Origin of the sequence: Acidovorax sp. KKS102 (genome assembly GCF_000302535.1) — a bacterium.
Classification (GTDB): Bacteria; Pseudomonadota; Gammaproteobacteria; order Burkholderiales; family Burkholderiaceae_C; genus Acidovorax.
This window is the reverse complement of record NC_018708.1, coordinates 2,057,594-2,079,488: the sequence shown is the minus strand read 5'-3', so window position 1 is coordinate 2,079,488 and position 21,895 is coordinate 2,057,594. Positions and strand designations below refer to the sequence as shown.

Annotated in this window: 24 protein-coding genes and 1 pseudogene; 19 read left to right on the top strand and 6 right to left on the bottom strand. The window is 68.0% G+C overall.

The genetic code is table 11. The annotated features are described in order from the left end of the window. Nucleotides 1-49 precede the first annotated feature (49 nt). The 3 genes from C380_RS09510 to C380_RS09500 are packed head-to-tail and all read right to left on the bottom strand — an operon-like array spanning nucleotide 50 to nucleotide 2,592. Nucleotides 50-1,492: a sensor histidine kinase gene (locus C380_RS09510; protein ID WP_015013639.1), complete on the bottom strand. Its 1,443-nt coding sequence runs from the start codon at nucleotides 1,490-1,492 to the stop codon at nucleotides 50-52. Then, on the bottom strand, nucleotides 1,489-2,181 hold the full coding sequence (locus C380_RS09505; protein WP_015013638.1) for a response regulator transcription factor: 693 nt from the start codon (nucleotides 2,179-2,181) through the stop codon (nucleotides 1,489-1,491). The genes C380_RS09510 and C380_RS09505 overlap by 4 nt, the downstream gene beginning before the upstream one ends. A 24-nt stretch (nucleotides 2,182-2,205) precedes the next feature. Then, nucleotides 2,206-2,592: a PepSY domain-containing protein gene (locus C380_RS09500; protein ID WP_051022675.1), complete on the bottom strand. Its 387-nt coding sequence runs from the start codon at nucleotides 2,590-2,592 to the stop codon at nucleotides 2,206-2,208. Nucleotides 2,593-2,705: 113 nt separating this feature from the next. On the opposite strand from C380_RS09500, the gene C380_RS09495 reads away from it, so the two are divergent. The 6 genes from C380_RS09495 to C380_RS09470 all read left to right on the top strand — a co-directional run bounded on the left by C380_RS09495 (nucleotide 2,706) and on the right by C380_RS09470 (nucleotide 7,806). Then, a complete protein-coding gene (locus C380_RS09495; protein WP_043566327.1) occupies nucleotides 2,706-3,110 on the top strand; it encodes a DUF1924 domain-containing protein in 405 nt (134 codons plus the stop codon). A gap of 7 nt (nucleotides 3,111-3,117) precedes the next feature. Continuing rightward, nucleotides 3,118-3,642, top strand: a complete 525-nt coding sequence (locus C380_RS09490) for a diheme cytochrome c (protein ID WP_015013635.1) — start codon at nucleotides 3,118-3,120, stop codon at nucleotides 3,640-3,642. A 157-nt stretch (nucleotides 3,643-3,799) separates the two neighbouring features. Next, on the top strand, nucleotides 3,800-4,567 hold the full coding sequence (locus C380_RS09485) for a cytochrome b/b6 domain-containing protein (protein ID WP_015013634.1): 768 nt from the start codon (nucleotides 3,800-3,802) through the stop codon (nucleotides 4,565-4,567). 30 nt (nucleotides 4,568-4,597) lie between these two features. After that, nucleotides 4,598-4,762, top strand: coding sequence for a rubredoxin (locus C380_RS09480; RefSeq protein WP_015013633.1), 165 nt, complete (start codon nucleotides 4,598-4,600; stop codon nucleotides 4,760-4,762). A 111-nt stretch (nucleotides 4,763-4,873) separates the two neighbouring features. After that, nucleotides 4,874-7,405 carry a cation-translocating P-type ATPase gene (locus C380_RS09475; protein ID WP_015013632.1) on the top strand — a complete coding sequence of 844 codons (2,532 nt, stop codon included), beginning with the start codon at nucleotides 4,874-4,876 and terminating at the stop codon, nucleotides 7,403-7,405. Nucleotides 7,406-7,419: 14 nt separating this feature from the next. Continuing rightward, nucleotides 7,420-7,806, top strand: a complete 387-nt coding sequence (locus C380_RS09470; protein WP_015013631.1) for a VOC family protein — start codon at nucleotides 7,420-7,422, stop codon at nucleotides 7,804-7,806. A gap of 43 nt (nucleotides 7,807-7,849) precedes the next feature. Here the strand turns inward: C380_RS09470 and C380_RS09465 are convergent, their stop codons facing one another. Further along, a complete protein-coding gene (locus C380_RS09465; RefSeq protein ID WP_043566324.1) occupies nucleotides 7,850-8,473 on the bottom strand; it encodes a TetR/AcrR family transcriptional regulator in 624 nt (207 codons plus the stop codon). Between the two features lie 141 nt (nucleotides 8,474-8,614). On the opposite strand from C380_RS09465, the gene C380_RS09460 reads away from it, so the two are divergent. The 7 genes and pseudogenes from C380_RS09460 (at nucleotide 8,615) to C380_RS09440 (ending at nucleotide 14,294) form a co-directional block, all read left to right on the top strand. Then, nucleotides 8,615-9,436 (top strand): metal-dependent hydrolase, encoded by an 822-nt coding sequence (locus C380_RS09460; RefSeq protein ID WP_015013629.1) that lies wholly within the window; start codon nucleotides 8,615-8,617, stop codon nucleotides 9,434-9,436. Nucleotides 9,437-9,454: 18 nt separating this feature from the next. Then, complete coding sequence (locus C380_RS25535) at nucleotides 9,455-9,865, top strand: hypothetical protein (RefSeq protein WP_238544086.1); 411 nt, start codon at nucleotides 9,455-9,457, stop codon at nucleotides 9,863-9,865. A 24-nt stretch (nucleotides 9,866-9,889) separates the two neighbouring features. Beyond that, nucleotides 9,890-10,228, top strand: a pseudogene (locus C380_RS25835) (TolC family protein); the annotation flags it as partial. 51 nt (nucleotides 10,229-10,279) lie between these two features. Continuing rightward, entirely contained in the window at nucleotides 10,280-10,897 is a 618-nt protein-coding gene (locus C380_RS25830; protein WP_369750501.1) for a TolC family protein, read from the top strand. 5 nt (nucleotides 10,898-10,902) lie between these two features. After that, nucleotides 10,903-11,877, top strand: a complete 975-nt coding sequence (locus tag C380_RS09450) for an HlyD family secretion protein (RefSeq protein WP_015013628.1) — start codon at nucleotides 10,903-10,905, stop codon at nucleotides 11,875-11,877. Nucleotides 11,878-11,946: 69 nt separating this feature from the next. Then, complete coding sequence (locus tag C380_RS09445; RefSeq protein WP_015013627.1) at nucleotides 11,947-13,119, top strand: ABC transporter permease; 1,173 nt, start codon at nucleotides 11,947-11,949, stop codon at nucleotides 13,117-13,119. After that, nucleotides 13,119-14,294: an ABC transporter permease gene (locus C380_RS09440; protein ID WP_015013626.1), complete on the top strand. Its 1,176-nt coding sequence runs from the start codon at nucleotides 13,119-13,121 to the stop codon at nucleotides 14,292-14,294. Before C380_RS09445 ends, C380_RS09440 begins: the two co-directional genes overlap by 1 nt. 35 nt (nucleotides 14,295-14,329) lie before the next feature. Here the strand turns inward: C380_RS09440 and C380_RS09435 are convergent, their stop codons facing one another. After that, complete coding sequence (locus C380_RS09435; RefSeq protein ID WP_015013625.1) at nucleotides 14,330-14,866, bottom strand: DUF962 domain-containing protein; 537 nt, start codon at nucleotides 14,864-14,866, stop codon at nucleotides 14,330-14,332. A gap of 116 nt (nucleotides 14,867-14,982) precedes the next feature. On the opposite strand from C380_RS09435, the gene C380_RS09430 reads away from it, so the two are divergent. From C380_RS09430 to C380_RS09405, 6 genes are all read left to right on the top strand, one after another. Continuing rightward, on the top strand, nucleotides 14,983-15,687 hold the full coding sequence (locus C380_RS09430; protein ID WP_015013624.1) for a Crp/Fnr family transcriptional regulator: 705 nt from the start codon (nucleotides 14,983-14,985) through the stop codon (nucleotides 15,685-15,687). A gap of 103 nt (nucleotides 15,688-15,790) precedes the next feature. Continuing rightward, the gene (locus C380_RS09425) at nucleotides 15,791-17,212 is read left to right on the top strand and encodes an aldehyde dehydrogenase family protein (RefSeq protein WP_015013623.1); all 1,422 of its coding nucleotides are present in this window, start codon (nucleotides 15,791-15,793) and stop codon (nucleotides 17,210-17,212) included. 249 nt (nucleotides 17,213-17,461) lie between these two features. Beyond that, nucleotides 17,462-18,088, top strand: a complete 627-nt coding sequence (locus C380_RS09420) for a DUF2889 domain-containing protein (RefSeq protein WP_015013622.1) — start codon at nucleotides 17,462-17,464, stop codon at nucleotides 18,086-18,088. A 56-nt stretch (nucleotides 18,089-18,144) separates the two neighbouring features. After that, the gene (locus C380_RS09415) at nucleotides 18,145-18,906 is read left to right on the top strand and encodes an SDR family oxidoreductase (protein WP_015013621.1); all 762 of its coding nucleotides are present in this window, start codon (nucleotides 18,145-18,147) and stop codon (nucleotides 18,904-18,906) included. A gap of 373 nt (nucleotides 18,907-19,279) precedes the next feature. After that, nucleotides 19,280-20,278, top strand: coding sequence for a hypothetical protein (locus tag C380_RS09410; RefSeq protein ID WP_015013620.1), 999 nt, complete (start codon nucleotides 19,280-19,282; stop codon nucleotides 20,276-20,278). Beyond that, a complete protein-coding gene (locus C380_RS09405; RefSeq protein WP_015013619.1) occupies nucleotides 20,275-20,955 on the top strand; it encodes a hypothetical protein in 681 nt (226 codons plus the stop codon). Before C380_RS09410 ends, C380_RS09405 begins: the two co-directional genes overlap by 4 nt. A 28-nt stretch (nucleotides 20,956-20,983) precedes the next feature. On the opposite strand, the gene C380_RS09400 is transcribed toward C380_RS09405, so the two are convergent. Beyond that, nucleotides 20,984-21,847, bottom strand: a complete 864-nt coding sequence (locus tag C380_RS09400; protein WP_148279934.1) for a type IV pili methyl-accepting chemotaxis transducer N-terminal domain-containing protein — start codon at nucleotides 21,845-21,847, stop codon at nucleotides 20,984-20,986. Between the last annotated feature and the right edge of the window lie 48 nt (nucleotides 21,848-21,895).

The following is a 21,895-nucleotide window of genomic DNA, read 5'->3' as shown; positions in this document are numbered from 1 at the left end:
CCCACTTTGGCAGTTTTTTGGGGCACTTCGCAGCGAGGGTCGCTGCGGCTCAATGTGCGTTTGCAGCCGGCAGGGTGAGCGTCGCCCGCAAACCGCCAAGGCCTGCAGGCTCCAGATCCAGCCGCCCGCCGTACAACGCCGCCAGGTCCTGCACGATGGCCAGACCCAGCCCCGTTCCGGGCACGGTTTCGTCCAGGCGCACGCCGCGCTCCAGTGCTTGTGCACGCTGCGCGGCATCAATGCCAGGGCCGTCGTCCTCCACCGCAACCACCAGTTGGGGCTGCGCAGGTTCAGATCCGGCGGGCAGCAGCTGCGCCTGCAAGCGCACTGCGGAGCGAGCCCACTTGCAGGCGTTGTCCAGCAGGTTGCCCAGCATTTCCTGCAGATCCTGCGCCTCGCCCGCGAAGAACAACGGCACCGGAGGCGGCGCAACGCTGATGTCCAGCGCCCGGTCCGCATGCACCTTGTTCATCACGCGCACCAGGCCCTCCACCACCGGCTGCAGCGCGGTGCGCTGCCCGGGCAAGTGCGCAGACGCCGCCACCCGCGACCGCGCCAGGTGCCAGTCGATGTGCCTGCGTGCCACCACCACCTGCTCGCGCACCAGCGCCGCCAGTTCCTGTTCATCCGTGGGCGGTTGCACACTGGCCGCGTTGTCCAGCACCGTGAGGGGCGTCTTGAGCGCATGGGCCAGGTTGCCCGCCTGGGTGCGTGCGCGCTCCACCACCTCGCCATGGCGGCGCAGCACGGCATTGAAGTCGTCGACCAGTGGCTGCACTTCGGCAGGGAAGCGGCCCTGCAATTGCGAAGCCCGAGCCTCTTGCACGTCTTGCACCGCACGCTGCAGGGCCTGCAGGGGCTTGAGCCCTAAGGCCACCTGCGCCCAGGCGGCGGCGGCCAGCAGCACCAGCAGCACCGCCAGCGACAGCGCCAGCACGCCCGTGAACCGGGCGGTGGCCGCCTGCGTGGCCTGCAGGTCGGCGGCCACCATCAAGCGCCAGCGCGCTGCATGCACGCCCTCTGCGCGCACCGTGCGCTCCAGCACCAGCAAAGGCGCGCCCTGCGGCCCTGCCATCTCGTGCACATGCACGGCGCCATCGGCCAACGCATCCACCTGCAGCGCCAGGCTGGTGTCCCACAACGAGCGCGAGCGCAACACCCCTGCCCGCTCCCGCCCGTCTGGCGCCATGGCGTCCACCTGCCAATACAGGCCAGAGTAAGGCTTGAGCCAGCGCGGGTCCGACAGCGCCTCGGCCGCCATCACCGGCTGCCCCTGGGCATCAAACTCCAACCGCGCCGTGATCTGGTCCAGCTGCAGCTGCAGCGCGGCTTGAAACTGCTGCTGTACATGCTCGCGGAACAACCCGCTCAGCACCAGCCCAGCCAGCACCATGGCCACAGCCACCCCCGCCAGTGTGACGGCCAGCAGCCGCACCCGCAACGACCGGGACCAGTGCACAGGCGACGCAGGTGGCGCACCAGGCACGCTCATGGCGGCACCAGGCGGTAGCCCATACCACGCACGGTCTCAATGCGGGCCGAAGCCGCCGGGTCCGCCGACGAACCTGCAGAGGGCAACATCTTTTTGCGCAGGCGCCCCACAAACACCTCGATGGTGTTCGAGTCCCGGTCAAAGTCCTGCGCGTAGATGTGTTCGGTCAGTTCCGCACGGGAGACCAGCACGCCGGGACGGTGCATCAGGTAGTCGAGCACCTTGTATTCATGGGCTGTCAGCGTCACCGGCTGGCCCGCGCAAGTCACGCGGCCGCTGCGGGTGTCCAGCGACCAGTCTCCGCACTGCAGCACGGCCGATGCCTGCCCGCTGGCGCGGCGGATGAGTGCGCGCAGGCGCGCCAGCAGTTCTTCGAGGTGAAAGGGCTTGGTCAGGTAATCGTCGGCACCGGCGTCGATGCCCGCGACTTTTTCGTGCCAGTTGTCGCGCGCGGTGAGGATCAGCACTGGCATGTTGCGCCCCGCAGCCCGCCAGCGCTTGAGCACTGTGAGCCCGTCCACCACCGGCAGGCCCAGGTCCAGCACCACGGCATCCACCGCCTCGGTCTCGCCCAAGAACTGCGCATCGCGGCCGTTGTCCGCCTCGTCCACGGTGTAGCCCGCGCCTTGCAGTGCCGTGCGCAGCTGGGCGCGCAGCAGGGTGTCGTCTTCTACCAGCAGGATGCGCATGGGGGTGTTGGGGTCGGCAGGGTGTCAGCGATTGTCCCGGCTTCTCGACTGATCTTCGCGCGATTCTCGCGACCGCACACGCAGCACCTCGGCCGTGCGCGCATCGAGCTTGACCTTGGTCAACTGCCCGGCAGGCGTCAGCAGCTTGATCTCGTAAATCCAGCGCTCGCGCTCCTGCTCCAGCTCCACTTCCAGCACCTGCCCCGGCACCTCGCGCTGCAAGCGCTCCAGCACCGTGGGCAGCGGCAGCACCTGGCCCGCCTGCACAGCCTGCCGGGCGCGGTCATGGTCGTCCTTGCCGCTGGCCACGGCGGGTGGCATGGCCAGTGCGGCAGCGCACAACACACAAGCCGCCAGGCGCCACCGCTTCACGGGGCTGTGCGCAGAACCAGGTTGGAGAGAGAAAAACATGGCCGCATTGTCCCGCGCGAAATCTGAACAGCCGATGAACAGACCTTTCACGCGCCGTTCAGGCAGGGACTTCAACAATGGCCGCACAAGACAAAACCCACGAGGACCCTGGCATGACTTCCCTTCGCACACTAACCTTGGCCGCGCTCTGCGCACTGGCGGCCGCTGGCACGAGCCACGCCGCCGACACCACAGCCGCCCAACAGCTTGCCCACTGGAGCGCGCAGGCCGGCGGCCCGGGCAACGCCGACAAGGGCAAAGTGTTCTTCACCACGCGCCATGGCGGCGAGTGGTCTTGCGCATCCTGCCACGGCACACCGCCCACCGCGCAGGGCAAACATGCCAGCACCGGCAAGCCGATTGCGCCCCTGGCCCCAGCCTTCAACCCCAAGGCCTTTACCGACACCGCCAAGGTGGACAAGTGGTTCCGCCGCAACTGCAACGACGTGCTGAGCCGTGAATGCACGGCAGTGGAAAAGGCCGACGTACTGGCCTACCTCAACGCCCTCAAGACCTGAGAACGTCATGAAAAAACCAGCCCCATTACGCCCTGCGGCCCTCGCCGCCGCTGCGTGCGCGCTGACCCTGCTGTCCCTCTCCAGCGCCCACGCGGACAGCGGGCGTGCCACGCCCCGCAACGTGCCCAACGCCTACACGCAGGAATGCGCCGCCTGCCACACGGCCTACCCGCCCGGCCTGCTGCCCGCAGCGTCGTGGAACCGCGTGATGACGGGCCTCGACAAGCACTACGGCACCGACGCATCGCTGGACGCGGCCACCGTGCGCCAGCTCAACCAGTGGTTGCAGGCCCACGCCGGCACCTATAAGCGCGTGAACGAAGAGCCACCCGAGGACCGCATCACCCGCTCGGCCTGGTTTGAACGCAAGCACCGCAAGATCGAACCCGCCACCTGGAAGCTCGCCAGCGTGAAAAGCGCCGCCAACTGCGCGGCCTGCCACACAGGCGCAGACCAGGGGCAGTTTGACGAACACAACCTGCGCATGCCTGTAGGGCTGGATGCCCGTTCCCGCCGCGCCTGGAACGACTGAGAGCGGTGAACAGAACTCTTCTGGCGTCGTTGCTGTGTCTTGTCGTACTGACCGTACTGCCTGCGACACAGCGCCTCGCCAGAACCGCTTCGCTGAGCCCTGTTCGCCGCTCTCGATCTGCATTGAATCTGACCTGTATCCGATCAAGGAAAACACGATGACCAACACACCCACCCTCCATCCCGCCGACGCCTCGGCGCCACCCGCCCCCGCCAAGGCCCCCAGCCGCCGGGTGACCGATGCGCCCACGCGCATGTTCCACTGGCTGTTTGCACTGTGCTTTGCCGGGGCCTACGCCACGGCCGACGGCGAGCACTGGCGGCTGCTGCACGTCACACTGGGCTACACCATGGCGGGGCTGCTGGGCTTTCGCTTGCTGTACGGCATCTTCGGGCCGCGCACCTCGGGCCTGGGCCTGCTGTGGCGCAAGCTCGCGGGGGCACCCGCATGGCTGCGCGCCCTGCCCCAGGCCTCTTCCGTCACGCAAATCAACTGGCGCCAGAGCCAGAACCTGCTGATGGCGCTGGCCATCGTGCTGCTGCTGGCGCTGGTGGTGCCCCTCACCCTCAGTGGCTACGCCACGTACAACGACTGGGGCGCTGCGCTGGGTGGCAACTGGATGGGCGAAGCGATGGAAGAAGTGCATGAGTTCTTCGGCAACGCTCTTCTGTTTGTGGTGTTGGCCCATATCGCGCTGATTGCTGGCTTGAGCGTGCTGCGCCGCAAGAACCAGGCCCTGCCCATGCTCACCGGCCGGGTGGAGGGCAAGGGGCCCGACCTGGTCCCCAAGAACCGCACCTGGCTCGCCGCCCTGCTGCTGATCGCAACCCTGGCCTTTGGCGCCTGGCAGTGGCAGCAGTCGCCCAGCGGATGGGTGGCCAACGGCACATCCACCGAACGCCAGCGGCACCACGATGACGACTGAGGCACCGCCCCACACCGAAGGAACCATCCCATGAAAATCTACATGTGTGCCGTTTGCGGCTGGATCTACGACGAGGCTGCGGGCCTGCCCGACCATGGGATCGCGCCCGGCACCCGCTGGGCCGACGTGCCCGACGACTGGCGCTGCCCCGAATGCAATGTTGGCAAGGCTGACTTTGTGATGTGCGAGGTGTGAAGGAGAGGTATCGGGTGCGGCCCACTGGGCTGCGTCAGGGCTGCAGACATCGGTGCGCGGTATAACCGTTACACCATTGCGCCCTCTGTGCAACTCAGCCTCACACACCCCATGCCACCGACCGACTCCCCCACCGGGCTCGACCCGGCCCTCGCCGCCCAGCGCCTGCGCGACGAGGGCCCCAACGAACTGGGCATCAGCCAGCGCCGCACGCTGCGCGACATGGCCTGGGACGTGGTCACCGAGCCCATGTTCCTGCTGTTGCTGGGCGCAGGCGCCATCTACCTCGCCATGGGCGATGCGCATGAGGCGCTGATCCTGCTGGGCTTTGTGGTGATCATCATGGCGATCACGGTGCTGCAGGAGCGCCGCACCGACAACGCGCTGAACGCCCTGCGCGACCTCTCCAGCCCCCGCGCGCTGGCATTGCGCGGCGGCACCCTGGTGCGCATTGCAGGCCGCGACGTGGTGCGCGAAGACCTGCTGATGATTGCCGAGGGCGACCGCATCCCCGCCGACGGCACGCTGCTGCAGGCCCACGAGCTGGCCGCCAACGAGTCGATGCTGACCGGCGAGTCCGAGCCTGTGGCAAAGCAACCGGCGGACAAGGTGTTTGCAGGCACGCTGGTGGTCAGCGGCCAGGGCCTGCTGCAGGTGACCGCCGTGGGCCGCCACACGGAGCTGGGCCGCATTGGCCAATCGCTCGACACCATTGCCCTGCAGGCTTCGCCGCTGCGCGAAGAAATGGCGCGGCTCACGCGCAGGCTGGTGGCCATCGGCCTGTCGCTGTGCGCGCTGCTGGTGGCCCTGTTCTGGGCGCTGCGGGGCGACTGGCTGCAGGCCGTGCTGGCGGGCATCACGCTGGCCATGGGGGTGCTGCCGCAAGAGCTGCCAGTGATCATGATCATCTTCCTGGCCTTGGCCGCGCGGCGGCTGGCGGCGCAGCAGGTGCTCACGCGGCGGCTCAACGCCATCGAGACGCTGGGGCAAACCACCGTGCTGTGCGTGGACAAGACCGGCACCCTGACGCAGAACCGCATGGCAGTGGCGGCGCTCTGCATTGCGGGGCAGGAGCTGGATGTGCAGAACCTGCCCGCCGCAGCGGATGGCAGCGCGCTGCCCGATGCCTTCCACGAACTGCTCGAATACGCCGTGCTGGCCAGCGAGATCGAGCCGCACGACCCCATGGAGCAGGCCTTTCACCGCATGGCGGCGGACCACCTGGTGGACACCGAGCACCTGCACCCCGCATGGTCGCTGGCGCGCGAATACGAGCTGTCCCCCCAGCTGCTGGCCATGAGCCACCTGTGGCGCGACGGCACCTCGGCGCACGACACGGTAGCCACCAAGGGCGCACCCGAAGCCGTGGCCGACCTTTGCCACCTGCCCGACGCCGAGCGCGCCGCCGTCAGCGCCCAGGCCGCACGCCTGGCCGACCGGGGCCTGCGGGTGCTGGGCGTGGCCAAGGCCCGGCACCGCACACAAGACACCTGGCCCGACGCCCAGCACGACTTTGACTTTGAGTGGCTGGGCCTGGTGGCCCTGGCCGACCCGCTGCGCCCCGAGGTGCCCCAGGCCGTTGCGCTGTGCCGCCAGGCGGGCATTCGCGTGGTGATGATCACCGGTGACCACCCCCGCACCGCGCGCGCCATTGCAGCCCAGGCGGGCATCGCCAACGACCGCGTGATCACCGGCGACGAGCTGGCACAGATGTCGCCCCAGGAGCTGGCCAACCAGGTGCAGCAGGTCAGCGTGTTTGCCCGCATCAAGCCGCACCAGAAGCTGGCACTGGTCGAAGCCCTCAAGGCCCAAGGCGAGGTGGTGGCCATGACCGGTGACGGCGTGAACGATGCCCCGGCCCTCAAGGCTGCACACATCGGCATCGCCATGGGACAGCGCGGCACCGACGTGGCGCGCGAGGCTGCGGCCCTGGTGCTGCTGCACGATGACTTCGCCGCCATCGTGCCGGCGATTCACCGGGGGCGGCAGACCTTTGCCAACCTGCGCCAGGCCATGGTCTACACGCTGGCGGTGCATGTGCCCATCATTGGGCTGGCGCTGCTGCCGGTGCTGTTCGGGCTGCCGCTGGTGCTGGCGCCGCTGCACATCGCGTTTCTGGAACTGGTCATCGACCCGGCCTGCTCCATCGTGTTCGAGGCCGAAGAAGGCGCGGCCGACCTCATGCAGCAGCCGCCCCGCGCGGCCAACGAGCCACTGCTGTCCGCCCGCCACATCCTGCTGAGCGTGCTGCAGGGCAGCGTGGTGACGGCCGCCGTGGTGGGCCTGTATGCCTGGCTGCTGGGCCAGCCCGCCCATGCCGCCACCGCCAGCACGGCCGCGTTTGTGGTGCTGGTGGCCGCCAACGCCGCACTCATCCTGCCCAGCCGCAGCAGTCAGACAAGCTGGCGCAGCCTGTGGGCAGGCCTCACCCCGGTCAGCCTGTGGGTGGCAGGCGGCACGCTGGCCGCGCTGGCGGCCATCACTACCGTGCCGTGGCTGGCCAATGCTTTCCGGTTTGTGCCGCTGTCGCCCCTGCACTGGTTAATGGCCTTGCTGGCCGGGCTGCTGCTCACGGTGGTGTTTGCTGCCAACAAACGGTGGCTGCGACCCAAGGCACCAGCGCTCCGTCCTTCACCCGCCTGACTCTGCCCCACATCATGCCCATCGTCCTGGATTCACTCGACCACGTCGTGCTCACCATCGCCAGCATCGACAAAACCATTGCGTTTTATGAGCGTGTGCTGGGCATGACCGCGCGGGAGTTCAAGCCCCAGCGGTACGCGCTGCACTTCGGCGCGCAAAAGATCAACCTGCACGAAGTGGGCACGGTGGTGGACCCCAATGTGCGCCACGCGACGGCGGGCTCGGGCGACCTGTGCTTTCTCACCCGGATGCCGCTCGACGACGTCATCGCCCACCTGCAGGCCGAAGGCGTCGCCATCGTGCAAGGCCCGGTGGGCGCAACGGGCGCACGCCACCGGCTGCGCTCGGTCTATATCTACGACCCGGACGAAAATCTGATCGAGATTGCCAACGAGGTGTGAGGCGCTGGCTGCACCGATCGCAGTACGGTCTCCAACACAACGATCAGAACTCGGCCGAGATCGCCGCCCGCAACAACGTTGCTGCGGGTTCCACCAGCTCCTGCAGCTGCCCGGCCCGGTCCTGCTCGATGGAGTGCAGCACCATCTCGTTGATGCCCCCCACCACGGCCATGGCCATCATGGGCTGCAGGGGGGTCTTGCGTTTGCGCTCGCCGGGGCGGTTGTTCACCACGTCCAGCATCAGGTCGGCCAGTTGCTGGTTGGCGCGGCGGCGCGCGGCCAGGCCCGTGGGGCCCAGGCCCAGAATGTCGATGAACAAGGTACGCAGCAGCACGGGGTTGCGGGCCAGCACACCAAAGTAGGCGGCCATGGCCTGCTCCACCTGGGCCCCCCAATCGCTGTGCGGGTCAATGGCTGCGCGCAGCACCGCGATTGCATTGCCGCTGGCCGCCTCATACAGTGCGGTCAGGCACTCGGCCTTGTCGGCAAAATTTTCATAAAAGGTACGGCGCGACACGCTGGCTTCGCGCACGATGTCGGCAATGGTGGTGTCGGCATAGCCCTTGGCGGCCACGGCGCGCGCCATGCCTTCCAGCAGGCGGGCGCGGTGTTCGGTGCCCGCAGCGGGTGCGGCGGGTGTAGCAATTGGGGCCGTGACTTCACGCATGGAGGCTGATCGCAATGCAGAAAATTCAATGAGGTACTTGACAGTACCATAGTTGATCTGCATCATACAAACCCAATCGGTACTGCAAAGTACCAAACCTGTGTACCACCGTGCGGTCCCCTTGCGCCAGGAGCCTTCTTCATGACCGAACTCGTTGTCCGCCGCCTGCTGATCGACCTGGAGACGCCGCTTGCGCGCCACTGGTGTGGTGGCGACGCGTTTCGCTCGGCGCTGTTCAATGCGCTGTCGATGAGCTTTCCGGTGGGCGAGCAGTTCTTTATAGACGCCGTGCGTGACGGCCACAAGGCCCTGCCCCCCAACCAACAAGCGCAGTTTGCCGACGAGGTGCGCGGCTTTATCGGGCAAGAGGCCACCCACCGCCGCATCCACGCGCTGTTCAACGGCCACCTCGACCAGCAGGGCCTCGCCAACGAATGGGCCCCGCGTGCGCAAGAGCGCATGAAGCTGTTTGCAGGCGCCGACCCGCGCCATCCGCTGGCCGTGACCGCTGCCAACGAGCACTTCACAGCCCTGCTGGCCGAATGGCTGCTGGCCCACCCCGAGGTACTGCAGGGAGCCGAGCCGCGCCTGGCGACGATGTGGCAATGGCACTGCGCCGAAGAGTCCGAGCACAAGAACACCGCCTTCGACCTCTACCAGGCGCTGGGCGGCAACCACGAGTGGCGCATCACCTGGTTCCGCCGCATCACGGTGGTCTTCCTCGGCGATGTGCTGCGCCAGACGGTACTGAACCTGCGCCGCGATGGCTCGCTGTGGAAATGGAGCACCTGGACCAGCGCCGCACGCACGCTGTTCGGCAAGGGCGGCCTGGTGCGTGAGACCTGGCGCCCCTGGCGCGAATACCTGCGCCCCGACTTTCACCCCAGCCAGCACGGCACCGACCTGTCGGCACGCTGGCTGGCAGAGCACAGCAACGCCTACACCCCCGTGGGTGCGCGCTGACAACCACGACCTGACACCATGACCCATCCCACCACGCCCCGGCACACAGGCCGGGCAGGCGCGGCTTTGCTCTGCCTGCTTGCATCGACCGCCTTGGCTCCCTTGACCCTGCTGCCCCTGCAGGCCCACGCTGGTCCTCTGGCATTTGATGCTGCTCTGCAGCAGCTGCAGCAGCGCTCCGACCAGCTGGCCGCATCGCGCAACGCCGTCGAAAGCGCCCAGCTGCGCCGCGACGCCATGCAGCGCCTGGGCGGCCCGGTGGTCAACCTGAGCGGCGCCGCCTACACCTACAACGCCAACCTGGACGTGGACCTGAACCCGCTGAACCGCGCCCTGCCCGGCGTGCTGTCGCAGCTGCCACCCCAGCTGGCGGGCTCGCTGGCCCAGTTGCCCCACCTGCCGTCCAGCTACACGCTCAACCGCAGCTAGAGCGACACCACGGCCTCGGTCTCCGCCATCTGGCCCATCTACATGGGCGGCGCCAGCAATGCCGCCCGGGGCCTGCTGGATGCCCAGGCGCAAGAGGCCCAGGCGGACGCCACCAAAACCAGCCACGAGGCCACCACCTTGCTGGTGCAGCGCTACTTTGGCGCCCAGCTCGCGCAGCGCGCCGCCGTGCTGCGCGAATCGGCCCTGGCCACCATCGAACAGCACGACGCTGCCGCGCAGAAGATGCTGGACGCCGGCGTGATCGCGCGCGTCGAACGCCTGCAGGCCCGCTCCGCACTGGAAGAGGCCCGACGCAATGCCCGCAAGGCCCGCGACGATGCCGAGCTGGCCGCCACGGCGCTGACCCGCACCCTGAAGGCGTCCGACCCTGTCACGCCCACGAGCCCCCTGTTTGTGCTGAGCGAGCCGGTCGAACCCCTGCCCCACTTCATCGACACCGCCTTGGCCCACCACCCAGGCTTGGACAAGGTGGCCGCCAAGAAAGAACAAGCCACGCAACTGCACGCCGCCCAGGAGGCACTGCGCAAGCCCCAGGTGTTCGCGTTTGGTCAGCGCCAGCTCAAGACCGGCCGCGACGCCGACTGGGTGGCCGGTGTGGGAGTGCGCTGGACGCTGTGGGACTCCATCGACCGCAACGCGCTGGCCGAATCGTCCAACCGCCAGATCGAGCAGGCCGAGCGCACCGGTGCGCAGGCGCAGAACGACATTGCCCTGCTGGTGGAAAAACGCTGGCTGGCCCTGGAGCAGGCACGCCGCGCCTACTTTGCGCTGCAGCCAGGGCTGGAGCTGGCCGACGAAGTGCTGCGCCTGCGCATCTCGGGCCTGAAGGCGGGCACCAGCACCACGCTGGACCTGATCGACGCGCAGGTCAACCAAGCCAAGGCCCAGACCGAACGCGCCCAGGCCGCCCACGACTACGTGAAGGCGCTGGCCGACCTGCTGGAGGCCTGCGGCCTGTCGGAAGACTTTGGCAAATACATGGCGCGCGCTGATGCGCTGAAAGTGGAGTGAAGAGCATGAGCAAGAAAACAGCAGCCGTCGGCGCAGTGGCCTTTGTGGCCGTGGCAGGCTTTGTGGGCTTTGGCCTGTGGAAGGCCTCGCAGCCCGCGCCCGAGGTCTTTCAGGGCCAGATCGAAGCGCAAGAGGCCGACATCGCCCCCAAGGTCACTGCGCGCATCGCGCAGATCCTGGTGAAGGAAGGCGACCAGATCGCTGTGGGCGCGCCCCTGATCCGCATGGACAGCCCCGAGGTCAAGGCCAAGCTGGCACAGGCCACCGCCGCCCAGGAGGCCGCCCAGGCCGTGGCCGCCAAGGCTGAAAGCGGTGCCCGCCCGCAAGAGGTGGAGATGGCCCGCCTGAACTGGCAACGCGCCGTGGCCGCTGCCGACCTGGCCGAGTCGTCCTTCAAGCGCGTCGATGGCCTGGCCCGCGAGGGCCTGGTGGCGGCGCAAAAACGCGACGAGGCCGAGGCCAACTTCAAGGCCTCGCGCGACCAGGCGCTGGCCGCCAAGGCCCAGTACGACCTGGCCCGTGCTGGTGCGCGCAGCGAAGACCGGTCCGCCGCCAGCGCCCAGGCGCGCCAAGTGGCGGGCGTGGTCGCCGAGGTGCAGGCCGCCCAGGCCGAGACCGAGCTCAAGAGCCCCGTGGCCGGCGAAGTGGCCAAGGTGCTGGCCCGCACCGGCGAGCTGTCGCCGCAGGGCGTGGCCGTGGTCACGGTGGTGGACCTGAAGGACCAGTGGGTGGTGCTGAACGTGCGCGAAGACCGCCTGCAGCGCTTTGCCATCGGCAATGAGTTCGACGCCACCCTGCCCGCGCTGGGCGGCAAAACCGTGAAGTTCAAGGTCTATCACACGGCTGCGCTGCCCGACTTTGCCACCTGGCGCGCCACGCGCGCGGGCCAGGGCTTTGACGCCCGCACGTTTGAAGTGCGCGCGCGCCCGGCGGCCCCCATCGAAGGCGCACGCCCCGGTATGACGGTGCTGGTGCAGTGACATGCGCCTGATCCACAGAGATTTCACCAAAAAGTGCCGGTAGCGCTAGTGCAATATGCGCAAACAGCTATGAATTCAATAGCAAACAGCTTCCGCCGCGAGGCCCGCCGTCTGGCGGCCGACCCGTGGGACCTGGCCATGGTCACCTGGGTGCCGCTGCTGGGCGTGGCGCTCTTGTGGTGGATCTTTTCGGCCGGCCTGCCGCGCCACCTGGCGGTGGGCGTGGTGGACGACGACCACTCCAGCCTGTCGCGCCAGCTGGTGCGCATGCTGGACGCCACGCCGGGCGTACAGATCACCCAGCACTTCACCAACGCGGCCGAGGCCGAACGCGCGCTGCGGGCGGTGGACGTGTACGCCGTGGTCTCCATCCCGCGCGACTTTGCGCGCACCGTGAAGGAAGGCCGCGCCGCGCAGGTCACGCTGCTGCACAACGCGCAGATGTCCACCCACTCGGGCCTGCTGCAGCGCGATGTACGCACGGCCGTGGGCACCTTGTCGGCGGGTATCGAAATGGCCGCACGCAACAAGCGCGGCGAAAGCGCCCAAGCCGTGCACGTGAGCATGGAGCCCATCCACACGCAGATGGTGGCGCTGTTCAATGTGTCCAGCAACTACGAGCAGTTTCTGGGCGCGGCGCTCATCCCCGCCCTGCTGCACATCCTGGCCATGACGGCCGGTGCCTGGACGGTGGGCCGCGAACTGCGTGACCGCACGCTGGGCGAATGGCTGGGCGCAGGGGGCTGGGTGCGCACGGCAGGCGCGCTGGCGGGCAAGCTGGCCCTGCCCTGGGTGTCTCTCACGCTGGTGGGCCTGTTGGCACTGGTGGGCATCACCTGGGGCCGGGGCTGGCACCCGCCGGGCAACCTGTGGTGGGTGGCTGCGGCACTTGCGCTGCTGATGGCCGTGTCGATCACCGCTGGCGCTGCGCTGGCGGGTATCACGCGGTCGCTGCGCACTGCGCTGTCGGGTGCGGGCTTTTTTGCAGCACCGGCGTTTGCGTTCAGCGGCGTGGCCTTCCCACTCGCGGGCATGCCCGGCAGCGCCCGCGCCTGGGCCGAGGCCATGCCGTTCACCCACTACATCCGTCTGCAGATCGAGCAGCTGCAAATGGGCGCACCCGTGGCCATCAGCGTCTCGACCGTCGTGGCGCTGATCCTCGCCACCGCCGTGCTGTGGCTGCTGGGCGCCACTGCACTCACGCTGGCACACCAGCGCCCCGACACGTGGGGAGGCCGCTGATGAACACGACAACACAACCCGTGCCCGTGGCAACCCCCTCGCAGCAAGGCCTGCTGGGCGCCTGGCTGCACGCCCTGGCCACCGTGGTGCGCGACAAGGGCGTGCTGCTGCTGTTGGTGGGCGCGCCTGTGCTCTACGGCTTTTTCTATCCCTGGTTCTATGCCGACGAGGTGCTGACCCGAGTCCCCGTGGCCGTCGTGGACTTGGACCACACCAGCCTGTCGCGCCAGATCACCCGCTTTGCCGACGCCGACCCGCGCATCGAGGTGCATCTGGTCACCGGTAGCGAGCGCGAGGCGCAGGAGTCCCTGTGGCGCGGCGAGATCGAGGGCTATGCGGTGATCCCAGCCGGGCTCAAGCGCAACGTGGTGCGCGGCGAAAACGCGGTGGTCAGCATCGAGGCCAACGGCGCCTACGCGCTGCTGAACAAGGCGGTGCAATACGGCTTTGCAGAAGCGGTCGGCACGGTATCGGCCGGGGTCGAGATCCGCAAGCTGCAGGCCAGCGGCCAGAGCGCCCCACAGGCCCGCGCCAGCCGCGCGCCGGTGCAGCTGCAGATGGTGGCGCTGTTCAACCCCACCGAGGGCTACGGCAGCTTTGTGGTGCCCGCCGTGGCGCTGCTCATCCTGCAGCAAACCCTGCTGATGGGCGCTGCGATGCTCACCGGCACCTGGGTCGAAAGCGGCCAGCACCGCGCCCGCGCCACCACCTGGCTGGGCCGCCTGCTGGCGCTGTGCACACTGGGCTGGGCCAGCGGCCTGTTCTACTTTGGCTGGATCTTTGTGCTGCACGACTATGCGCGCGGCGGCAACCCGCTGGGGGCACTGGCGCTGCTGGCCTGCTACATCCCGGCCATCGCCGCCCTCGGCGCTTTGCTGGGGCTGTGGTTTGGCAGCCGCGAACGCGCGCTGCAGGTGCTGCTGTTCACCACACTGCCCATCGCTTTCGTCGCGGGCTTCTCGTGGCCGGTGGAGGCGCTGCCCGAGCCGCTGCAGTGGCTGCGCTGGCTGCTGCCCAGCACCTCGGGCGTGCAGGCGTCGTTGCGGCTCAACCAGCTGGGCGCGCCGCTGTCGGCTGCGTTGCCGTACCTGTGTGCGCTGGTGGCATTGGGGGCGGTGTGCGCAGGGGCTGTGCTGGCTCTTGCGAGGCCTTCAAGTCCCGATGCGCGGCAGTGAACGAGCAGAGCGCGAGCAGAGCGCAAAAGCAGCGCTTACTGAGGATGGGCGGCAGCCTGTTGCCCGGTACGCAGGCGCACCGGGCCACTGCGCTCTTCCACCGCCGCCTGCACTTCCTTGCGCAGGCCCAGCGCAAACGCCCACTCGGCCACCACAAACAGCGGGCCCACGATCAGGCCGACCAGGTCGTCCACAAACGCGGGCTTGCGGCCTTCGTAGTAGTGGCCCACAAACTGGATCACCCAACCTACGGCAAACAGGCCGATCCCCGTGGCCAGCCACACGGGCAGGGTCTGTGCGGCCACCCATTGCCCGCCCACCAGCATGGCGGCCAGCAGCGCGGCCATGGCCAGGCCAAAACGCATGTCCAGCCGGAAGTAGAAGACGCTGGCCGCCAACGCAGCCAGCAGCGCAGGGCTGACTGGCACCGCCCCCACCATCCAGGTCGGGCGCGACAGCAGGATGACGACGGCGAACATGATCATCGGCACGCCCGCAAAATGGGTGTGGATGTTGCGCGGGTCGCGGTGGTAGTCGGCGTATTGGGAGAGGTGGTCGATCAGGGTTTTCATGGGTGTCTCCAGCATGTGTTTTGCGCAGCATCAATACTCGCTCTGGGGCTGTGCCACCGTCTGTCGTGCAGACGACAAAAACCCCGCCGCCCTCCTGCCCCGTTCAATCGCATCCCATGTCCACCCCTTCCGCCTACCTGCCTGTCCTCCAGTCTGGCCGCTGGTTTGCCCACCTGCCGCCCGACTTTGCCCAGCCGCTGATTGCCATGGCGCAGTTGCGCCATCTGCCGACGGGCGAGGTGCTGTTCCGGCGCGGCGATGCGCCCTGTGGCCTGTATGCGGTGGTGCGCGGCGCGGTCAGCATCTCGGGCACCCGGGGGCGGGCCGACGAGGCGCGGGCGGCGCTGCTGATCCGCCTGGAGCCGCCGCACTGGTTTGGCGAGATCTCGGTGTTTGACAACTCGGCCCGCACGCACGATGCGCAGGCCACCGAACCCACGACCCTGGTGCACATCCCACACGAGCGGCTGCAGCACTGGCTGCAGGCCCACCCGCAGCACTGGCACGCGCTGGCCTTGCTGATGACCGACAAGTTGCGCTCGGCCTTCGTGGCGATGGAAGAGCTGGCCCTGCTGCCCGCCCCGCAGCGCCTGGCACGGCGCCTGGTCATGATGGCCGAGGGCTACGGCCAGTGGACGGCCGAAGGGCAGTCGCGCCGGGTGATCGAGATCTCGCAAGAGCAGCTGTCGTTGATGCTGGCGATCTCGCGCCAGACCACCAACCAGATCCTCAAGGACCTGGAGTCGCGCCAGCTGGTGCGCGTGCAGCGCGGCGAGGTGGAGATTTTGGACCTGGCCGGCCTGCGGGGCGTTTGCGCCTGATTACTATCGAATCAATAGCATCCAAGGCATGATGCGCTAGCGCATGAGCCGGTTTTTACACAAATACTAAGCACACATTCCATTTCCGGGCAAAATGGCGGCCATGCAACTCAACTACATCGCCAACGCCTCGGTGCCCTCGTCCTCGGGCCGCACGATCCCTGTGATCGACCCGTCCGACGGCCAGCCCTTCGACGAGATCCAGCGCAGCAACGCCGACGACATCGACGCGGCCCGCCAGTGCTACAACGCGGTGTGGCAGAAGCTGGCTCCGGTGGAACGCGGCCGCCTGCTGCAAAAGCTCTCGGCCAAGATCCTGGAACATGCGGACGAGCTGACGGCGCTGGAGCAGCGCGACTGCGGCAAGCCCACCAAGCAGGCACGCGCCGACGCGATTGCGCTGGCGCGCTACTTCGAGTTCTACGCCGGTGCATGCGACAAGTTCCACGGCGAGACCATCCCCTATCCCGACGGCTACAGCGTGCTGACCTGGCGCGAGCCCCACGGCGTCACCGGCCATGTGATCCCCTGGAACTACCCCATGCAGATCTTTGGCCGCAGCGTGGGCGGCGCCCTGGCGGCGGGCAATGTGTGCGTGGTCAAGCCCGCCGAAGACGCGTGCCTGTCGCTGATCCGCGTGGCGCAGCTGGCGGCCGAGGTGGGCTTCCCCGCCGGTGCGCTCAACATCGTCACCGGCTACGGCCATGAGGTGGGCGACGCACTGGCGCGCCACCCCGGCATCGACCACATCAGCTTCACCGGCAGCCCCAAGATCGGCACGCTGATCCAGCAAGTGGCTGCCGAGCGCCACTGCCCCGTCACGCTGGAGCTGGGTGGCAAAAGCCCGCAGATCATCTTTGCCGACGCTGACCTGGACGCTGCCATTCCCGTGGTCATCAACGCCATCGTGCAGAACGCAGGGCAGACCTGCTCGGCCGGCTCGCGCGTGCTGATCGACTCGCTGATCTACGAACCGCTGCTGGAGCGCCTGTGCAAGACGTTTGAAAAGCTGCGCGTCGGCCCCGCCGCCATGGACCTGGACGTGGGCCCGCTGATCCGCCAGACGCAGCAGCAGCGCGTGTGGGACTTCCTCTCCGACGCGCAAGTGGCAGGCATCCCCATGGTGGCCCAGGGCGTGGTGGTGGACGAAGCCCCCGAGACCGGCTACTACCAGGCCCCCACGTTGCTGCGCGATGTGCCCGTGGGCCATCGCCTGGCGCAGGAAGAAGTCTTCGGCCCCGTGCTGTCGGCCATGGCCTTCCAGGACGAAGACCACGCCGTGGAACTGGCCAACGCCACGCAGTTCGGCTTGGTCGCGGGCATCTGGACGCGCGACGGCGCGCGCCAGTTCCGCATGGCCAAGCGCGTGCACAGCGGGCAGGTGTTCATCAACAACTACGGCGCTGCAGGCGGTGTGGAGCTGCCCTTTGGCGGCGTCAAATCCAGCGGCTACGGGCGCGAAAAGGGCTTTGAGGCGCTGTACGGCTTCACCACCTTGAAGACGGTGGCCATCAAGTACGGTTGAAGAAGCCTAGTGCGGTGTTGCACGCTGGAAGGCACATTGAAAACTGATGGATTTTTGGTCAGGGCAAGGCGCAAACCACAGCGATACCAGCAGGTATCGCGAGGATTTGTAACGCAACCCTGGCCGAAAAGACGCGGTTTTCAGTGCCTGATAGCGTGCGACACCGCACTTAGTGTCTCGCCTGCGCACGACAGCGCAGGGAGGCCCCAGTAACCTTGGCCGCTTCTGCACGACGATTTTTCTTTGTCCATGCCCCTGAGTCCCCCCGCCCCCCGCACCCTGAAACATGTCCGCCGGGTGAACTACCAGGGCTTTGAACGCGACGATGGCCTGTGGGACATCGAAGGCGAGCTGCACGACAGCAAGGCCTATGACGCCACCTCCTTTCGCGATCCCACCAAGCAACGCCTGGCAGGCGAGGCCATCCACCACATGTGGCTGCGCGTGACCGTGAACCGCCAGCTGGTGGTGCAGGCGGTGGACGTGTCCATGGATTCGCACCCGCTCAAGGGCTGCACCGAGGCCCAGGCCGCGCTGCAGCGCATGGTGGGCTGCAGCATGGCGCGCGGCTGGCGCCAGGCCATCCAGAAGCACCTGGGCGGCGTGGAAAGCTGCACGCACCTGCGCGAGCTGCTGTTCAACCTGGCCACGGCAGCGTTCCAGTCGGTTCCTGCGGTGTTTTCGTCTGCCAACCCGGACGAGCCGCCGCGCCACCTGGGCCAGTGCACGGGATGGGACTTCAACGGCCAAGGCGTGAAAGAGTTTTTCCCCCAGTTCTATGGCCGGCAGCCCAAGGCACCCGCCCCGGCTCCCTCTACGGCCGATACGGTTTCGGCCACTGAAATTTCAGCCCCATCGGGCGCTAGCGCTGTTTGAATATGCGCTGGTAGCTATCAATTTTGATACATCACCCCAACCCATCGGAGACACCCATGCGTGTGCAGAACAAATCCATCATCGTCACCGGCGCCGGCAATGGCATTGGCGAAGGCATTGCCAAACGCCTGGCGGCCGAGGGCGGCAAGGTCATCGTCAATGACATCAACGAAGCGGGCGGCCAGCGTGTGGTGGCCGAGATCACGGCCGCGGGCGGCACGGCAGCGTTCTTCAAGGCCGACGTGACGAAGTCCGCCGAAGTGAAGGCCATGGTCGACGAAGCCGTGCGCCTGTACGGCCGCCTGGACGTGGTGGTGAACAACGCGGGCTGGACGCACCGCAACCGCCCCATGCTCGAAGTGAGCGAGGAAGAGTTCGACAAGGTCTATGCCATCAACATGAAGAGCATCTACCTGAGCGCCATCCACGCCGTGCCCGCACTGCGCCAGGCGGGCGGCGGCAGCATCATCAACATCGCCTCCACCGCCGGGCTGCGCCCCCGCCCGGGCCTGACCTGGTACAACGGCTCCAAGGGCGCCGTGATCATCACCAGCAAGTCCATGGCGGCCGAGCTGGGCCCGGACAACATCCGCGTGAACTGCATCAACCCCGTGTTCAACCCCGACACGGGCCTGGCTGCCGAGTTTGCAGGCGGCCCGGTGGACGATGCGCGCCGCGCCAAGTTCCTGGCCACCATTCCGCTGGGCCGCTTCTCCACCGCGCTGGATGTGGCCAATGCGGCGCTGTACCTGGCGAGCGAGGAGGCATCGTTCATTAGCGGCGTGTGCATTGAGGTCGATGGCGGGCGCTGCGTTTAAGTAAGCACGCAAACAGGCGTCTCGGCATGCGCTGAAGCAGCCGCTACGCCGCTTCTTGAGGGGCCCAATCCGCACTGGGGCAGTGCGGATTGATTTGACGGTGGTGGCCCTGCTGCCTATAGTGCCGCCGATGTTCGCGAGCCAGCCCCACACCCCAGCTGCCAGCGCCACCGCGCCGTTGCGCCGTGGCGTGCGCTCGCAGGCCACGCTCCAGGCCGGTGACCACGCTCTCTGCACCCTCGCTGCAGATTCCTGAGCCCGGCGACAACCCCTCCCCTCCGCATTCTTTTCGCGCACCTCCTGTCGCCGGGCCCCACGCCCAGCGCCAGCTTGCGCCTTGGCCACGGCCGGGGCGCGGACGTCAGGAGTGTCCATGCCCCCGTTTCCTTCGGGCGAGATTTCGCTCGCCCCGTGCGCGCCCGCGCACCCACTTGCAGCCCCTGCGCTCGCGCGCGACGGTGCTGTCGATCAGGCCGTGGCCCACGCAGCCGCCGCCGACATCACCCGGCAATTCATCCGTGCCAAGCAGCCCTGCGCCGACGGCTACCGCTGGTACCTGCGCCGCCAGGAGGGCGCCAGCAACTACCAGGCGTTGCTGGACGACCTGGTACGCGAAGGCCGCGTCGAAGACGCTTGCTGGATGCTGGACCAGTTCGGCCCCACCAACGATGTGCTGGAGGTAGACCACCTGGAGGCCGACGCGCTGGTGTTTGCCGGCAGCGTGCGCTGCCGGGGCCATGCCGACGTAGAAGGTGTGCTGCGCACGGGCCGCAGCCTGAGCGTGCTGGGCGGCCTGCGGGTGGGTGGTGCACTGCGCGTGGGCGAAGACCTGCGCGTGGCAGGCGCGGTGCGCTGCGAGGGCAGCGCGCGGCTGCAGGGCGATGTGCGCGCGGGCTGGTCGCTGACCGTGGCTCAGCGGCTGCAATGCACGGGCAGCCTGCGCGTGGGCGGGGAGCTGGACTGCGGCGCCGCCGTCCAGATCGGCGGCCACTGCCGGGTGGCCCAGGATCTGCGCGTGGCGGACGACCTGGGCTGCGAAGGCGGCCTCAAGGTGGGCGGCCACCTGCATGCCGGCGCGGCCCTGCAGGCGGCCCGGGGCCTGTGGGTGATGGGCGATGTGGACTGCAGGGGCCACCTGCAGGTGGGCTGGGGGGTGCGGGCCGGTGGGCATATCCACGCCGGTGGCACCATCCGCGCGGGAGAGAGCCTGTGGGCGGGCGACACGATTGCCGCGGGCGAAGCCTATGGCGTGTATGCGGGCCTGGATGTGCCCTTGCCCGACTGGCCCCACAGCGCCCAGGTCAGCGCCCGCGAACACCCCGCGCGCCTGCTGAGCGGCTGCTGGGCAGGCGGCCCGGGGAGCACGCCATGACGGCAAGCACCTTCTGCCTGCACCTGCCAGGCCATGCCACGGCCACCAAAGCGCAGTCCAGCCCAGGCCTGCGGGGCCGCTGGGCCCAGTGGCTGACCGAGCTGCGCATCGACGTGGACCTGTCGGGCCGCGACATCCAGCGCGAGTTCGATGCGCTGTACGACCGCATCCGCACCAACCATCGCACACGCGATGCGATGCAACCGCTGACCCTGCACCTGCGCGGGCTGGTGTTTCGCCTGCGCGAGGCCGATGGCGAATATTTTGTGTACGCGATCGATCCACTGCGCAACCGCATCGTGGCTTACACCGTGTTCAACCGGCTGGTGGAGGTGGACCGCCGCACCGACCGCCACCTGCGCGCACCCCACACCAAGGTGGCGCACGGCTACCGGCGCATGGGCATTGCCACGGCCATCTACCGCTGGTGGCTGGACTCGGGCCGTTGCCTCATGACGGGGGCACGCCAATCTGCCGGTGCCCACGGCCTGTGGATGGCCCTGGCGCGCGACTATGAGCTGGCCGCCGTGCGCATCGATGCAACCAAGCGTGTGCAGCAGTTGCAAATGCCACCGCCGCCAGGATTCTTCGACGCGCTGGATACGCGGCTGGTACTGGTGGGGCGCGATTGCAGCTTGGCGGACTTCACGCAGCCCGTTGCCTGCAACGGCCGGTGACCCGATGGGCCGAACCGCGAGCAGCCGATCAGCCCAGCACCTCGCGCAGGGCCGCCTCGTACAGGCCGGTGAGCTTGTCCATCACACCCAGCAGGCGTTCACTGGTCGTTGCCACCGCGTTGAGCCCGGCGTCGTCGGCCGGGCGGCGCAGGGCCGCGTCGAAGAACAGCCATTGCGAGTCGGCCAGCTCCAGCTCGCTGCGGATGGCGGGCGTGGACACTGGCGCTGACTTGAGCGTCTGCAGCGCCTGCCGGAAGTCGGCCGCATCGGCCGCCAGCTGCGCGTGCACCACCTTCGACTCCACCTTGGCAGCACTCAAGAAGTAGTTTTTGGCCAGGCGCTGCGACAGCATGCGCTGGCGGCCCGCCAGGTTGACCAGGCGGGCGCTGGGCGCCTGCGCCATCTTCTCGATGGACTCGGTCACAGCCTGGGCCACCAGCAGCGTGCGGTCGGCCTGCTCGGAGGCCGCAACGACCAGGGCGGTCTGGGTGGCCGGCGCTGCAGTCAGCTGGTTGAGCAGCGCAAACTGCTTTTGCACGTCTTCCAGCTGGCGCCCCACGTCGGCGGGCCAGCGCCCGGTCTGCATGCCCCGGGCCAGCTCGCTGCTGCCCGACTGCGCCATCTTGCGGGCGAGCCCCATCACATCCACCGCCGCGCCGGGCAGCACCTGCAGGTACTGCTGGCAATAGGCCTTGGCCATGCGTTGCGACAGCGCACGGAACCAACCCGCATAGTTGATGGCGCCGGACAACCCCATCTGTGCCTGGGCCCCAACGGCCCCACTCGCCCAGGTGGGCAGCAGGATGCCTGCCGCCACCCACTGAACCGCCACACGGCGCTGGCAGGGCATGGCGTCTGCGGAGAAGCTGTTCAATACCTCGCGAACTGGCATGGGAACCCTTTGAAATCGGATGCCTGCATTGTTGCGATGCAGCATTCC